The sequence below is a fragment of the Aeromonas sp. FDAARGOS 1408 genome, assembly GCF_019048665.1.
GTDB classification, from domain to species: Bacteria; Pseudomonadota; Gammaproteobacteria; order Enterobacterales; family Aeromonadaceae; genus Aeromonas; species Aeromonas dhakensis.
Genome location: NZ_CP077394.1, coordinates 691,566 through 706,145 on the forward strand (window position 1 = coordinate 691,566; position 14,580 = coordinate 706,145).

Here is a 14,580-nt window from a genome sequence, read left to right on the forward strand (position 1 = left end):
TTGATTTGAACCTTTATGTCCCGCTACTGCTTGGTGAATCTATAGTTCACGTCTTTTTAAAGCTGGGGAAAAGTATACTTAGCATAAACCCCTAGGCACAGACCTGCACAGGCCCTGCCAAGTCGGGGACGCAAGACCTGATGCTAAAAGGAATGGCACCAAGCGGCCAGCACGGTGAGTTTGCTGGTTGGAGCTCGATAGAAATAAAAAAGGTGACCAGATGGTCGCCTTTTTTATTTTGACATACAGGGTATCATAAAAATAACTATGCTAGGTAGATAATTACTTGGGCTAGCACCAGATAAATAACCACATGTATACAAGCGAACTTATTATTTTGGATTCTTAACACTCAACGTTAATTTTAATGAGCGAGTCATTTCTGAAATTATCTGCTGAATATCAGTTAGACTATTGGTAATAGACTCTACACTTGTACTTCTATTGAACTTTTTGGGGCTGTTGCTTTTAAAATAAACTAAGGCAAAAACTCTATAAACTGGATCTCTGAATGCATATTTATTACTATCAGCGTCATAGCGAATAATAGGTGGTTCATTTTCATCACAGAGTCTTTTTAAAAATCTACTAAGATTTCCTTGTGGATAATCATTTTCGTTCTTCTTGATTTGCTCATATATTTCTCCTCGAAGAGCACCATCTTGATGTAATTCAGATAGAGCCTTTATAATTAGTTTTGCATTGTCATATTTTTTTGTTCTTTTTTGTTTGAAAACATTATCAAATGCTTTTTTAAGAGTGTCAGAACTTTCTTCTAAGTACATCTGGAGTGCAGACTGTAATGACTGTTCCTCAACGTTCACAAGAGTATCTCTCGTATCATATATCTCCTGTGACGTGCAGATATTTAAACATAAATGATGGCACACAGATGCCATACCGTTAGAATATGAACTTATTCCTTTTGCTAGGCTTTCAGCCATAACAATTCTCAATAGTTCAGTGCCTCTGGAAATAATGTCATTTATTTCATCTTCATCCATTAATGGAACATGAATCTCAGCAACTCTATTTCCCATCTCTGCATCATATTCTACAATCTGTCTTGCTGTATCCACTGCACCGAGAGCAATTATTTTTAAAGTGGGATATTGATCTGCCATATCCATGAAAACTTTCATTATTTGTGATAAATGAGATCTTTCCTTTTCATCTATTTTATGGAAATCCTCAAGAACCCAACAACAGCCAGATGCCCCCATAAAACGTCCCAATGCCTGTGGAGTTAATTGAGGGGGTATTGCTCGGATTTGTTTATTTTGTGCTTCATTGCTATTTGTATATGCCAATTGGCCTTTTATACTTAAGTATTCGCTAGAAATTTGAGCGTTAATGGAGGTAGTTGCTTTATCTGATTTTTCTGAAATATAAAAAGGAGCTAGTTGATCGAAAGCATCTAATACAAGCATGTCAAACGTTACGCTCTTCATGCACCTTGATGTTAAATGGTTTTCATACAACTGATGTAGTTTGTTGACTAATAAAGTAGTTTTTCCAGACCCTGAGTGCCCATAAACGACCACTTGTTTACCAGGAGTACGCAGGGCATTAACTAGTTTTGAATTAACCTTTTCTCGCTCAACAAATGTTAGCCTGGCAGGAGTTGTGGGTGTAAAAACTTTATATACGTCATGTTTTTCACTATTCATTTTAAATATCCGTAAAATCAAGGGTGGATCTGGGCTCCCACCTTTCTGTGCGCGGCGTAACAAGGAAATCTGGGGCTCACACGCTTTCTATGTGAAGCGTAACAGCATCAAATCTCACGCTACCGCCCGTGGATTACAGCTTCCAATATGCTTCCTTGACCCGCGCTGGCAGCAACCCATCGCAGTTCAATAGGTTCTGGATGGCTATGGTAAGCCAAACGAAACTGCTTGGGCGAGTTTTAAAATGATGTAACCATCAGATTCTCATCGTTTTTTGAACTGGATCAGCAAATGGATTTGAAAGGGCATATGTGGCTATTTTCATTTCCCCAAAAGATGTCTGTCCTCATCAGGGGAGGCTTTGTTATCTTGCCGGGGATATCGGCAGGGGTGAGCGGTGCCCCTTTATCTCATTCCAGCAGGAGCAATAGATGGCAATAAAAACGCGATCCCGCAGGGAGAAGGTAGGCAGCGGCCTTGGATTGCTGCTCGGGATTATCGGCTTCAACCTGCTGATGCCCTTCCTGTTTGAAAAGCAGGCGGGTTTTGATGGCAACCAGATGCTCTGGGCCGCCGTGACGGCGCTGGTCTGCTCCGAGCTGGGGGCAAGGATAGGCAAGTGGCTGGATCGCCGGGAGCAAACGAGAGCAGGCGATTGATTCAGGAGGCGGCCGACAGGTCGCGCCTTGCTCTGAACTGGCTGGGAGTCAGGCCGGTGATGCGCTGAAATTCGCGATTGAAATTGGATTTGGTCTGAAAACCGGCGTTCATCAAGATCTGGGTGATGCTCTCATCCGTGTTCAGCAGGGCTTGCCTGGCATGGGCAATCCGATATTCGTTGATGACCCTGGGGATGCTCTGCTGGCGCACCAGATTGACGGCACTGGAGATCTGCTTGGCGGGAATGCCCAGTTTGCGTGAGAGACGGGCCAGGGTCAGCTCAGGATCCAGATAGCAAGCTTTCTCCTTCATCAGGTTATCCAACAGGGCCACTATCTCCCGGGCACGATCGTCGCTCAGCAGCGGCGCTTTCTCAGCAGGCTCGGGAACGGAGGCGGGCATCTCCTCCTCTTCTGCGTCAGGGGTAGTGACCCCCACCATCACCACGGCCGCCGCCAGCATGGGCACCAGCATCAGGTGACCCAGCGACAGGATATAGGGCGCCAGCTGGCCTTGATTGAAGGTGAAGTCGAGGGAGACGGCGGCATCGATGGCCGCCGAAAACAACAGCATCCAGCCCGCGATATGTTCCGCCCGTCTGACCCCCTCCCACTCATTGAACGAGACATAAAGCAGCAACTGTGTCTTATCGGAAAAACGCACCAGTGCGATGCCGTAGCAGAGATAGATGGCGGTCAGCAGGCCATCCAATGGCAGTGGCAACCAGTTGTGGGTCAGCATGCCGAGGGCAACCAGCGCGGGGCCGACGCCGTGCAGCCAGGAGAAGCGGGTCCCTGGCGCCTTGGCCCGGCTGAAGATATGCCAGGCGGCCACCGGAATAAGTGAGGCGAGGATCGGCTGCGCGAGAGTGAGCAGCGCCAGATCGAAGGTCCAGCGCAGCCCCACCACGCCGGTGGTGATAGCGCACAGCAGCAAAAAGAGGGCGGTCGTTCTGGCCGCACGGCCAAGGCGCGTCAGCAGCACGGCGGCCAGCAGTGCCAGCAGCAAGGAGACGATAAAGGGTATGGGTATGGCCAGCATCATGAATCCCGTGTGCAAAGAGAGGCCGTTGACCGGCGGCGGCATGCCAGCATAACGGCTTGGGTCAGGCGAATGAAGCCCATGATGGCGCAGGCGCGGTTCGAGGACGACCTGAAACCGGTTTGAGGACGCCGGGGAGCGCTTTGCTCCCCATGATAAGGGCTCCCAATCACCATAAAAGGCAGGTATTCATGTTCTCTTTCTACTGGCTGGGGTGGCAACGCGCCCTGGATTTTTCGGGTCGTGCCACCCGGGCCGAATGTGGGTGGTTCATGTTGGGCCATCTGCTGGTCACCCTGATCTGCATCTGGCTGGACGTGCTGCTTGCCAATCTGGGCTGGCTGGATCTGAGCTACGGCCTGGTAAGCAGCGTGCCCCTGATTGCGCTTATCGTGCGTCGTTTGCACGACACCGGCCGCTCCGGTTGGTGGGGCTGGGTCTTTCTGGTGCCGGCCGTGGGGCCCTTGCTGCTTATCTATTTGCTGGCGCAGCAAAGCGGGGCAACCCATGTTGGCAAGGAGGCATCGGCATGAGACACGCACTCTGGCTGTTTATGTTGTGCTGCTCGCTGGCAGTGGCCGCCGTCGACAATCCCCACGATTTTCCCAAGGGGGCGCTGGGCCTGCTGCAGGTCGACAGCCTGACCCGTGGCGAGCTGCTGTGGCTGCAGGGGCGGGTGGGGGAGGGAACCTATACCACCACGGATGCCGAGGGGCGCCACTGCGCCATCCGGGTGCCGGTGGCGGTCGGCAAGGTGGCGAGCAGCGGCCTTGGCATCGACTCCGCCGCGGGGCTGGCCATCATCGTCATGACGCCGCGGCTTGATGCGGCGCTCCGCAAGGGTGAACGGGTGAACAGCAGCGACTTCATCTTCTCCCGCGAGGCCGCTGACCCGGCGGCCGACGGCTATATCGTCAGCGGGATCGCGGCAGACGAAGGGTTTGTGCTGAACTCGCGGCGGCGCTGGATAGCCTGGCTGCTGGAAGACAAACCGGCGCTGCGCTGTCAATAAGGCCTCCCTCGTCAGGAAAAGGCGCCGGCCAGAGAAGGTCCACTGGCCGGTGTGCCTACTGCCACACTTCCTGCCCCTTGGCATTGAGCAGGGTGTGAAAGAGATAGTGATCATCCCGATCGTAATAGACGGTAATGGTGTGCTGCTCGGTGTAGTCCGCCGCCACGCTGGCCACCGTCATGGGCACTAGGATCAGCTCCCCCAGCCCCATTGTCACGGCGCTCGCCGTGGCCTGGCCATTGCCGTCACCACGCTTGTGGATCTTGCCGAGCACGGTAAAGCGATCGCAGCCCTGCACCTTATCCTCGGTCAGAAAGGTGGCCTGCTGGCAGAGCTGGGGCTCGCCCAGTTCGGCGCGAATGGTCGTGCGGGTCTCCCCCGATACCAGAGTATTGCGAAAGCGCCCCGAGTAGTGATCGAGGGCGGCGGCGCAGCCGCTTAGCAGCCAGATCAGCAGCAGCGGCGTGAGCCGCAGACAGGCGCGTTTCATGGGCGGGCCTTGTCATCTGCCAGGGCTGCATCGCCCCGTCGCCCGAGTTCGCTGCGATGCAAAAAGGTGGTCAGGGTATCGCGCGGCGGCGTGATGCCGCACTGCACCAGAATGCGCCCGATCGCCCCCCTGTGATAGCCGCCGTGGGTCACCAGGTGCAGCAGCATCTCGGCGCGGCTCATCTGCCCCTGGTCGCCATCCGTGAACTGAAACCGGATCTGGGTGTTGCACGCCTGCGGGCTCAGGGTCGTCACATACTCCACCAGCCAGTTATCCAGTGCCGTGACCGCGCCGTGCAGCGCCGCCAGGGTCGGCGTCTCGGGGGTATTGGTGGCGGTAAAACCGTGCCGTTCCCCCAGCAGGTTGGCCTTGAAGATGGTATCGACCACATGGATATGGTTGAAGATGCGCAGGGCCGTGTGGTGAGCCTCGCCATATTGCGTGGCATCCAGGGTGGCGAGGGCCGCCAGCAGTTCGTCATCGGCCCAGCGCTTGTAATGAAAAAGGGATTGCAGCGTCTCGTTGTTCATCGGTTCCTTGCCCTCATCTGCTCCTTGAAAGGTGGGCATGGTAGCCAAGAAGAGACCGATATGAAACCTGTTCTGCGGCGGTATCGACAGCAGGCCGGTTGCTGCCAGTACGCGGTCAGCCGTGCTCCATGGGCCTGCCAGCCTATGATCCGCTCTCGCTCCAGCTGGTGAAACATAAGGTGATCAATCAGTTACATAGGGCTGACCATAAGGCCATCATCTTCGGGGGTCGCTGAAGGCTGGGGGAGCCAAAGACACTCGTCCGAAGCCAGCACTGCCGCCAGTTTCGCGGGGCAGGAGAGGTGGCAAAAGGGCGACCAGATGCCCTGAAATATCTGGTTACACACTTCCCGCCCTGTTGATTGAATAGTGATTGAATAACGAGGGGCTGGGTGTGAAGATGCGCGCCACTCGCGACACGAGCCTGCTCGGCGAGAGATATCAAAAAAGCGACAGCGGTGATGGCGGCGGCGAGCGTCGCGGTCAACACCGCGGCAAAACCGGGCCGGGATGGCCCGCCATCTGTGAGTTCAGACCCCATGAAAAAACTGTTTCTGTTGTTGCCCGCGCTGGCGCTGACGGCCTGTGCCGGCAGCATGACCTCTGTTGACAAGACAAGCCCGCAAGGGCGCAAAGTGGTGGTGGGCCAGTTCCCGCCCAAGCCGGAGAACTTGTGCACCCTCAAGCACAACGAAGAGCTCCCGATGAACCTGCTGGAGCGCTATAGCAGCGCAGGACTGCTCAACTCCTATCTGAACAACAACCAGGAGAGCGTCAAGGTGGCCGACGAGAAGCAGGCCAACTATGTCCACGTCTATATTCCCGCCCGTAAAATGCTGTTCGGAGTGATCGACCTTAACTACAACGACAAGCCGCGGGTCACCTACTACGACTGCCAGTCCCTCAAAGGGCTGTCACGGGGCTGATCCTCGCAGGCCGATCCGGCGTGTAATGCAAGCAACAGATGCAGAAACAGGGGCAACCGGCGGGTCGCCCCTGCTGCTTTTGGCGCCGCCGATGGAGGGGAGAGGAGGGGAGTGCTACTCTGTCCGCCAGTTTGCATTGACCGGTTGGCGCAGGCGTTCGTCAGCGCTGACCCTGCCCACGCGTGCCTGATAAAACAAGGAGTTGTCATGCGCATTGCCCTCGTAGGTCTTGGTGATATCGCCCAGAAAGCCTATCTGCCGCTGCTGGCCAGCGACGAGCGAGTCACCCCGCTGCTCTGTACCCGCAATTCGGCGGTATTGGATAAGCTGGCCCGCCAGTACCGAATTGCAGAGTGCTTCACCGAGCTGGGCGACTTGCTGGCAAGCCGCCCGGATGCGGTGATGATCCACGCCGCCACCGCGGTGCACCTGGAACTGGCCGCCCAGTGCCTGCGCGCCGGCATCCCCACCTTTGTCGACAAGCCGCTCTGCGACACTCTTGCCGGGGTAGAGAGCCTCGCCAATATCGCCATCGCCAAGAACTGCCCGCTGTTTGTGGGCTTCAACCGCCGCTATCTGCCCGCCATGAGTGAAGCCCGCGGCCAGCCACTCACCGAGCTCAACTGGCAAAAGCACCGCCACGCCCTGGCGGGGGCCCCGCGCGCATTTCTGTTCGACGACTTTATTCATGTGCTCGACAGCCTCTGTTACTACGGCGGCGCACCTGATGGGGATCTGCATGCGGTGCTGCGGCGCTGTACCCGCCAACCCGAGTTGCTGGCCGGGGTGAGCGTGGCCTGGCAGAGCGGGCAGGTGGCGGTGAGCGGCAGCATGAATCGCAGCGCTGGCATTACCGAGGAGCGTATCGACGCCTATGGCGACAACCTCTCCCTGCATATCGAGAACTGCACCCGGGGCACCCTGGCCCGCGATAAAACCGTGCAGACCCTGGCCCCCGACGACTGGCAGTCGGTGCTGGCGAGCCGGGGCTTTGCCGCCATGCTGGCCCACTGGTATCAGCAGATTGAGGCGGGGCGGGCCGACGGGGCGCTGATAGAGAGCTACCTGCACAGCCACCGGCTGGCAGAGCAACTGGTGGCCCTGGCGGGGGAGTGAGGGTGAGCGCCGCGCCGGTTTGCTCGGGCCATGGACAGGAGGGGCGGGCGAAAAAATCGCCGGACCACTGTATGAGATGGCGCATCCCTGCGCAGTCGGCAGGGGAGGGCACCTGCCGGGCGAGCCAAGCGCTGGCTTGTTTGCTATCTTGGCGAGCAGAAACAGCCTTCAGATCAGCAGCGAGTCTATGAGCATTATTTTGGGGATAGATCCGGGCTCCCGGATCACCGGTTACGGGGTCATTCGCATCGTGGCGGGCAAGGCGGAGTACCTGGGCTCGGGCTGCATCCGCACCGACCTGGGAGAACTGCCGTCGCGCCTCAAGCAGGTCTATGACGGGGTGAGCGAGATCATCACCCAGTTCAAGCCGGACGAGTTCGCCATCGAGCGGGTCTTTATGGCGCGCAATGCCGATTCGGCTTTGAAGCTGGGTCAGGCTCGCGGCAGCGCCATCGTGGCGGCGGTCAATGCCCTGCTGCCGGTGAGCGAATACTCGGCCACCCAGATCAAGCAGGCGGTGGTGGGCACCGGCGGCGCCGCCAAGGAGCAGGTGCAGCATATGGTGACCCACCTGCTCAAGCTCTCGGCCACCCCCCAGGCGGATGCGGCGGATGCCCTCGGGGTGGCGCTCTGCCACTTCCATACCCGCCAGATCCTGATCAAGATGGCCGGACGCAGCACGGGATCGGTGCGCGGTCGCTACCGCTGAGCCGCGCATGCCACTGTGATAGCGGCACTATCGGGCAACCGGCCATATATCGGCGGGTTGCTTCCTCTGGCAGCGGTGGCTGTCGGCAGAAGCCTCAAAAGGGTCACTTTCTGTCGCACCTCCTCTCCACCGAGAAGGGCTGCCTGATCGGTCGCTAACGACAATCCTCTCAGTTAATCAACGGCTTGTGATGCATATCACGTCTTATGGCCGTGCCCCCCTCCCTTCGCATGCCCGATCCTGACTCCCATAATATGCGCCGGCCGCGTGGTGCGGCCCGGTGAGCCCTGGGCTCCCGCTTCATCCATCATTGGGAGAGTCGAGAAGTGAAACCTTTTGCAGCTGAATTCATGGGCACCTTCTGGCTGGTGCTGGGGGGCTGCGGCAGCGCCGTGCTGGCCGCCGCCTTTCCGAACGTCGGCATCGGCCTGCTCGGCGTGGCGCTGGCCTTCGGTCTGACCGTGCTGACCATGGCTTACGCCATCGGCCATATCTCGGGCTGTCACCTGAACCCAGCCGTGACCATTGGCCTGTGGGCCGGCGGTCGTTTTCCGGCCTCCGGCGTGCTGCCCTACATGGTCGCTCAGGTGCTGGGCGGGATTGCTGCAGCGGCGGTGCTCTATGTGATTGCCAGCGGTCAGGCCGGTTTTGACCTGGCGGCGGGCTTTGCCTCCAACGGCTATGGCGAGCACTCTCCGGGCGGCTACAGCATGCTGGCGGCGCTGGTGTGCGAAGTGGTGATGACAGCTTTCTTCCTGTTCGTCATCATGGGCGCCACCGACAGCCGGGCCCCGGCCGGGTTTGCCCCCATCGCCATCGGCCTGTGCCTGACCCTCATTCACCTCATCAGCATTCCGGTGACCAATACCTCGGTCAACCCGGCGCGCAGCACGGGTGTGGCCTTCTTCGTGGGGGGCTGGGCACTGAGCCAGCTGTGGCTGTTTTGGGTTGCGCCCATCGTCGGTGCCATTCTGGGTGCATTGGCCTATCGCGCGATCGCGACCAAAGCCTGATCCGTCAGGGCAGCAAAGTGTGGTATCGACACGCCCCCGGGCGTGTTTTTTCGTTTCTGGCGGGTACGAAAACGGGCCGCAAGGGCCCGCAAAGTTGCTTGGTCGTCGGCAAGAGGGGAGGGGCTACAACCCCTTGGCGCTCAGCATGTCTTTGTAGCGCTGGCGCAGCAGCTGCACCCGCTCCACACATAGGCATAGGTGCGGGTTTCGGCCATATGGGAGGGTGTGCCACCTTGTTTGTGGCTTACCAAGGGCTTACAACCCCTTGGCGCTCAACATGTCCTTGTAGCGCTGGCGCAGCAGCTGCACCCGCTCCACATAGGCGCGGGTTTCTGCGTAAGGGGGTATGCCCCCATGCTTTTGCACCGCGCCGGCACCGGCGTTGTAGGCCGCGGTGGCCAGCGCCACGTTGCCGCCATACTGCTTGAGCAGCCCCGCCAGGTACTTCACCCCGCCGAAGATGTTCTGCTCCGCCAGCATGGCGTTGCCCACCCCCAGCTCCCGCGCCGTGGCGGGCATCAGCTGGGTCAGCCCCATGGCCCCCTTGCGGGACACGGCGAGGGGGTTGAAGGCGGATTCGGCGTGGATCAGCGCCCGGATGAGGGCCGGCTCCACCTGATAGGCCTTGGCTGCCGCCTGGATGGTGCTGGCGTAGTCATAGAGAAACAGGCCGGTGGTGTGCCAGTTGACCTTGGAGTCGGGGTCGCAGGCGTAGCAGTCGTTGAACAGCAGCAGCTCGTAGTGACCCTGTTCCGGCATCATGTCGGAGTAGCGCACCACGCCATTTTTCTGCACCGATTTGTAGACCTGGATCTGGCGGGTGCCGGGCGGCAGCGGAGGGCTGGCCGGCTCGGGTGGCGGCAGCACCCCCGGGGTGTGCAGGGTGACGGGGGCCGTCGCGGGGGGCGGGGCCGGCGGCTCGGCAGTGAGGATCACCACCTCGGCCGGGGCGGGTGTCTGGCTCCAGCCGGGCGGGGAGAACAGCGGGATCAATCCCATCAACATCCATGCTTTCAACGGCTTGCTCCTTCAGCCTCGTTAGCCTTGTTGAGTAAAGCATCACGGCGCGGGCAGAACAAGCCCGCGCAGGCCGAGGTGTGGCCGCGGTTCACCATTTTGTGTGCGCAATAAAAAAGCGAGGCCGCCTGGTGGCAGCCTCGCACGGCAGTTGCCGGTTTACTCCTGCAGCCAGAGGCGGGCACTGCGGGCGGGAATGGCGACCCGGACCCACTGGCTCTGCACGTTGACCACAGCGCTCTGGTCGAGCACGTCCCGATAGTTGCGATACCAGGTCATCTCGAACTTGGCGGTATCGAGCCAGTACTCCTGCTCGTAGTCGCACTTGTTGATGCCGACCAGCCCCTGCTTGCCGCGCTTGAACAGCACGAAACAGTCGCCGCTGCCGACCAGCTGCATGGGCTGGCCCTGCACCGCGTTGTGGAAGCGGATCATCCCCTTGATGTCGCTGCGCAGGTAGTAGTCCTGCCAGCGCAGCCCGTCCTTGGCCTGGGTCTCGCCGTGATCCGAATAGACCAGCGGCGAGCCGCCATCGCGACCAAGCAGGTAGGCGTAGGCCAGCTTCTCGTCGGTCGGGTTCAGGATCTGGTAGCGAAAGCCGTCGTTGGTGGGAATGTCGTGGGTGATGGCGAAGGTGACCGCCCGGCTGCCCGGCAGGGCCTGGCCATAGGCACCGGGATCCGCCAGCAGGTTCATGCTGCCACCATAGCCGAGCGCCCCGCGCAGGGAGGCGAACAGCGGGAAGTCATAGGCACCCTGACCGCTGCTGTCGAGATAGGGCTTGAGGAAGCGCTCGTAGTCGTTGCTGCCGGCACCGCCGGTGGTGATCACCTCGCCGAACACGTGCATCCCCTGCTTTATCTCCGGGGTGAACACGGCATTGATCTGGTAATCGCTCATGTGCTTGACTGCATCGACCCGAAAGCCCTTGATGCCCATCCCCTTGAGCGCCTTGAGGTAGGCCTGCTGCTGGCTCACCACCCAGTTGTTAGGGTCGAGATCCGGCAGACCCTTGTCGCCGGCACCGCCGCACAGCCGCCAGAACTGCACGTTGCCCGGATCGTTCCAGTCGCTGATGCACCCTTCCGGATGGAAGTCCTGGCCGGCCAGGAAGTTCTGGCCCAGATCGCCAAACAGCTTCTGCCGCTCGAAGTAGCCGGGGTTGGCGGCATAGCTTTGCAGCAGTTCGCTGCCGGGGTAGTTGAGATCGCTGCGCTTCCAGCTCTCGTTGGCCATGTGGTTGAGCACCACGTCCGCGTAGACGGCGATGCCCCGAGCCTGCATGGCGGCGATCAGCTGCTCGAGATCCTGCTTGTTGCCAAGGGGGGTATCGATGAGGCGCAGATCCTGGGGTTGGTAGCGTGCCCACCACTCGTTGCCCGATGACTTGAGGGGCGGCGAGATGAGCACCTGTTTGTAGCCGGCAGCCTTGATGAGATCGGCCTTGGCGGTGACTTCACTGTATTTCCAGTTGAAGGCGTGCAGTATGACGTCGGCGTGTGCCAAAGGAGCGATCAGCATGCCTGCGATCGCCCAGATTCCCGCTGTGTGTTTCATTATTGTCAGTCCTTTTATTGGGTGCCCTGATGGGCACCCAGAGCCTCACACCAGCCTGGCTGGCCGGCAATCGCCTGACGGTGATTTTGTGAGCACTTTCAAAGCGGACTGTGCGGATCTGTGACGGCTTGCAAAAAACCGCACAGATCCCATCATTACTGATTTTTCAATCACTTAGCGGGTGGTATTGCAACTCAGTCGACCCCGTTGTTGTAGAGCGGCTGCCAGGCACAGTAGCGCTGGCCATTGCGCTGGTTGTAGAGCCAGAAGCGGTTGCAGTTGTCGTCGTAGTTGCTGGCGCCGACGTTGACGGCATAGCTGCTCAGCTTCTGTCCCTGCAGGGACTGGAACACTCCGTTGTAGAGCAGGGAGAAGTGCAGGTGTGGGCCGGTGGAGGAGCCGCCCTCGCACAGGGCCTCGTTGCGGTTGCTGGCATAGGTGCCGATGGGGGTGTCGGCGGCCACGTAGTCGCCGCTGCGCACCGAGATCCCGCTCATGTGGTAGTAGTTGGTGGCCCAGCCGTTGGGGGCGGTGACTCGCACCTGGCAGCGGGAGAAGACGGTGACGGTGCCGCTGTTGGCGGCGGTGACCGTGTAGGTGGCACCGCCCCAGCCCGGCCAGTCGTAGGAGACGTCGATGGAGGAGTAGGGGTAGCCGGAGCCGGTATGGGAGTGGGCGCCGTTGGCCTTCCAGCTGTAGCCCTGGCGCCAGGGCAGCTGGAACTGGCCGCCAGCCAGCGGTGCCGCGGGCGCGGCCGCGCCGCCCCCGGGGGAAGTCATGGCGTCCTGGCCGAACAGGGTCTGCCACTGCTCACCAAGCTGCTGCTGCACTGGCGCGCTCAGCAGGCTGGCGAGGGCGGCCTGGTGCGCGGCTTGCGGCGCCAGGGCAGGGGTGCGGCGCGGGGTGAGCTGCTGTTGGGCGCGGGCCTGATAGAAGCGCTCGGAGAGCTGGCGCGCCATCAGCTCCAGCTGATTGTCAAAGCCCCTGGCCTTCACCAGCTTGGCGAATGGCGCCGCCATGGCCTGTTCGGAGGGGGCCGAGATGAGCTGGCTGCTCGTCTCCATCAGGGCCAGCAGCAGCTGGGGGTTGAGGCTGGTGATGCCGCTCCAGTGCAGGATCACCTCCTCCTTGGGCAGCAGGTGAGGCGCCTGTTGCAGCAGGAAATCGTGCAGATCGAACGCCATGGCCGCCTCGCCGAACACGAAGTGGGCCTCATCCAGGGGGAGTGCCGGGGCTTGGCCGGTGGCAAGCTGCTGCGCCGTGAAGTGATAGGGGGCAAGCGGGACATGGATGTCGCCGGCCCAGCCGGCGGCGGGCAGCAAGGCTAGCAGCAACAGGGAGGGGATCGGTCTGGACATGATAGCTCCTTGGCAAAGTGGTGAGGTGTCGGTGTGGGGGTGACCCCACGCAGGCAACAACAGCGCGATGCTATGCCAAGGTTTCACCATAGGGCGAAACGGTAAAGTTGCTATTCGAATGGGGCTTTTTGTGCGGGGAGATGACGAGAATGATTTGTTAATAAATGTTTACGCGATCTGTTTGTAGAGCCAAATCAGTAGGTTGCGGGTCATCAAATGGCGGGCTGCCGTAAAGGGCCAAGAGAAGGGACAAACAGTGTCTGCCTCGGGTTTGCCGTGCTAGGATTGCGGTTTGCCGCCGCGCCGGCAGCATGTTAAAAAGTATGCAACTTGGTGTGGTTATTGGCTTTTTTGTTACTAAAAGCCGTGATATCTTCATGCTGGTCGGATCTCTTCGACCAACAACTTCTGTGCGAGGATCTGGCCGGATGGCCAAGGATGAAACGAGTGTGATAGGCAAACGGGCGATGGAACTCACGTTCGAAGAGTACTGCGATGCGGATCTCTCCCTGATCAGGGACTACTACGAAACCACTTTCTCCCACTATGTGCCGGATCTGGCCGAGCGGATCTTCGTGGTACGCGACGCCCACTGGCTGGTGGGGGCCGTGCGCCTGCGCGACGAACAGGATTACTATCACCTCTGCGGCTTTCGCCTGCTGCCCCACTACCAGTCGCTGGGGCTGGGTTCTCGCCTGTTGCAACACGCTTGCAGCGATCTGCTGGACAAGCCGGTGATCTGCCAGGCCTTGCCGTTCGAAAAGCCCTTCTACCTCAAGGCCGGCTTCGCCGACCTGTCCCTGCACGAGCTGGAGGGGCCGCTCTTCTCCCTTTATGACCAGCAGCGCGAACAGGGTTACCAGATCGAGCTGCTGGTGCGCCAGGCCAAGGCCCCCGTCTACAACTGATCCCTTACTGGGGCTTGGTCAGCAGGTGGATCTTGCCCGGTGACAGCTCCAGCCCCAGCAGATTCTCCTTCAGCCAGGCCTGATTCGGATCCTTGGCATCGAGCCGGTAGACCGGTTGGGTCTCCAGCCGCTTCTCCATGCTCTGCAGCAGCATGCCGAGCATGAAGCCGAACTTCTGCTGCGCCGCCTCAGGCTCCAGCTTGTATTCAATCAACTTCATGTTGTCGAGGAACAGGGCGCTCTGCGCCTTGTCGTAACGCGGCCTCGCCTCGTAGGCCATGTTCAGCCGGGCGTCGTATTCGGTGTTGTCCGGCAGGGCGATCTTGAGCTTGCCCTTGCCGTAGACCCGGGCGGTGTCCGGGCTCTGACGCCCGATCTGCACGTCGCTCTGCTCGAGCTGCACATGGGCCTTGATGATGCCGGGCAGCTCCAGCTGTTTGTTCACTTGCACCTGGGATTGCAGGTACTGGTTTATCTGTTGCTCATTGATGTCATATGAGCCTTGACCTAGCATGGCCAGACTGAGCAGCATAGATGACAGGATCATGCTAACGACCTGATTGAATGGGTGTG

At 59.3% G+C, this 14,580-nt stretch carries 16 protein-coding genes; 8 read left to right on the plus strand and 8 right to left on the minus strand.

The window, feature by feature from the left end; all coding sequences use genetic code 11:
• Positions 1-332 precede the first annotated feature (332 nt).
• Positions 333-1,670, minus strand: coding sequence for an ATP-binding protein (locus I6L38_RS03440; protein WP_216989146.1), 1,338 nt, complete (start codon positions 1,668-1,670; stop codon positions 333-335).
• 431 nt (positions 1,671-2,101) lie between these two features.
• Here I6L38_RS03440 and I6L38_RS03445 point away from each other — a divergent pair, with 431 nt between their 5' ends.
• Positions 2,102-2,329, plus strand: a complete 228-nt coding sequence (locus tag I6L38_RS03445; RefSeq protein WP_216989147.1) for a hypothetical protein — start codon at positions 2,102-2,104, stop codon at positions 2,327-2,329.
• Between the two features lies 1 nt (position 2,330).
• Here the strand turns inward: I6L38_RS03445 and I6L38_RS03450 are convergent, their stop codons facing one another.
• Positions 2,331-3,371: an AraC family transcriptional regulator gene (locus I6L38_RS03450; protein WP_216989148.1), complete on the minus strand. Its 1,041-nt coding sequence runs from the start codon at positions 3,369-3,371 to the stop codon at positions 2,331-2,333.
• Positions 3,372-3,562: 191 nt separating this feature from the next.
• Between I6L38_RS03450 and I6L38_RS03455 the strand changes: the two genes are divergently transcribed.
• Both I6L38_RS03455 and I6L38_RS03460 read left to right on the plus strand, forming a co-directional pair.
• Positions 3,563-3,904 (plus strand): DUF805 domain-containing protein, encoded by a 342-nt coding sequence (locus tag I6L38_RS03455; protein ID WP_099358620.1) that lies wholly within the window; start codon positions 3,563-3,565, stop codon positions 3,902-3,904.
• Positions 3,901-4,383 (plus strand): hypothetical protein, encoded by a 483-nt coding sequence (locus I6L38_RS03460; RefSeq protein ID WP_201899479.1) that lies wholly within the window; start codon positions 3,901-3,903, stop codon positions 4,381-4,383. Before I6L38_RS03455 ends, I6L38_RS03460 begins: the two co-directional genes overlap by 4 nt.
• A gap of 55 nt (positions 4,384-4,438) precedes the next feature.
• Here I6L38_RS03460 and I6L38_RS03465 read toward each other — a convergent pair whose 3' ends face one another.
• Together I6L38_RS03465 and I6L38_RS03470 are read right to left on the minus strand one after the other, a co-directional pair.
• Positions 4,439-4,873, minus strand: coding sequence for a hypothetical protein (locus I6L38_RS03465; RefSeq protein WP_201899478.1), 435 nt, complete (start codon positions 4,871-4,873; stop codon positions 4,439-4,441).
• Positions 4,870-5,403, minus strand: a complete 534-nt coding sequence (locus tag I6L38_RS03470; protein ID WP_201988403.1) for a DinB family protein — start codon at positions 5,401-5,403, stop codon at positions 4,870-4,872. Before I6L38_RS03470 ends, I6L38_RS03465 begins: the two co-directional genes overlap by 4 nt.
• A gap of 539 nt (positions 5,404-5,942) precedes the next feature.
• Between I6L38_RS03470 and I6L38_RS03475 the strand changes: the two genes are divergently transcribed.
• The 4 genes from I6L38_RS03475 to aqpZ all read left to right on the plus strand — a co-directional run bounded on the left by I6L38_RS03475 (position 5,943) and on the right by aqpZ (position 9,167).
• Positions 5,943-6,329, plus strand: a complete 387-nt coding sequence (locus tag I6L38_RS03475; protein WP_005298645.1) for a hypothetical protein — start codon at positions 5,943-5,945, stop codon at positions 6,327-6,329.
• A 207-nt stretch (positions 6,330-6,536) separates the two neighbouring features.
• A complete protein-coding gene (locus I6L38_RS03480) occupies positions 6,537-7,445 on the plus strand; it encodes a Gfo/Idh/MocA family protein (RefSeq protein ID WP_216989149.1) in 909 nt (302 codons plus the stop codon).
• Positions 7,446-7,632: 187 nt separating this feature from the next.
• Positions 7,633-8,154: a crossover junction endodeoxyribonuclease RuvC gene (gene ruvC / locus I6L38_RS03485; RefSeq protein ID WP_005298649.1), complete on the plus strand. Its 522-nt coding sequence runs from the start codon at positions 7,633-7,635 to the stop codon at positions 8,152-8,154.
• Between the two features lie 326 nt (positions 8,155-8,480).
• Positions 8,481-9,167, plus strand: coding sequence for an aquaporin Z (aqpZ, locus tag I6L38_RS03490; RefSeq protein WP_201880499.1), 687 nt, complete (start codon positions 8,481-8,483; stop codon positions 9,165-9,167).
• 255 nt (positions 9,168-9,422) lie between these two features.
• Here aqpZ and I6L38_RS03495 read toward each other — a convergent pair whose 3' ends face one another.
• The 3 genes from I6L38_RS03495 to I6L38_RS03505 form a co-directional block, all read right to left on the minus strand.
• Positions 9,423-10,172 carry a lytic transglycosylase domain-containing protein gene (locus I6L38_RS03495; RefSeq protein WP_043170849.1) on the minus strand — a complete coding sequence of 250 codons (750 nt, stop codon included), beginning with the start codon at positions 10,170-10,172 and terminating at the stop codon, positions 9,423-9,425.
• Between the two features lie 171 nt (positions 10,173-10,343).
• Positions 10,344-11,741 carry an alpha-amylase family protein gene (locus tag I6L38_RS03500; RefSeq protein WP_043170850.1) on the minus strand — a complete coding sequence of 466 codons (1,398 nt, stop codon included), beginning with the start codon at positions 11,739-11,741 and terminating at the stop codon, positions 10,344-10,346.
• A 194-nt stretch (positions 11,742-11,935) separates the two neighbouring features.
• Entirely contained in the window at positions 11,936-13,099 is a 1,164-nt protein-coding gene (locus tag I6L38_RS03505; protein WP_043170852.1) for a M23 family metallopeptidase, read from the minus strand.
• Between the two features lie 428 nt (positions 13,100-13,527).
• Between I6L38_RS03505 and I6L38_RS03510 the strand changes: the two genes are divergently transcribed.
• Positions 13,528-14,007, plus strand: coding sequence for a GNAT family N-acetyltransferase (locus I6L38_RS03510; protein ID WP_201880502.1), 480 nt, complete (start codon positions 13,528-13,530; stop codon positions 14,005-14,007).
• Positions 14,008-14,011: 4 nt separating this feature from the next.
• Here the strand turns inward: I6L38_RS03510 and I6L38_RS03515 are convergent, their stop codons facing one another.
• On the minus strand, positions 14,012-14,554 hold the full coding sequence (locus tag I6L38_RS03515) for a DUF1439 domain-containing protein (RefSeq protein WP_005298658.1): 543 nt from the start codon (positions 14,552-14,554) through the stop codon (positions 14,012-14,014).
• Between the last annotated feature and the right edge of the window lie 26 nt (positions 14,555-14,580).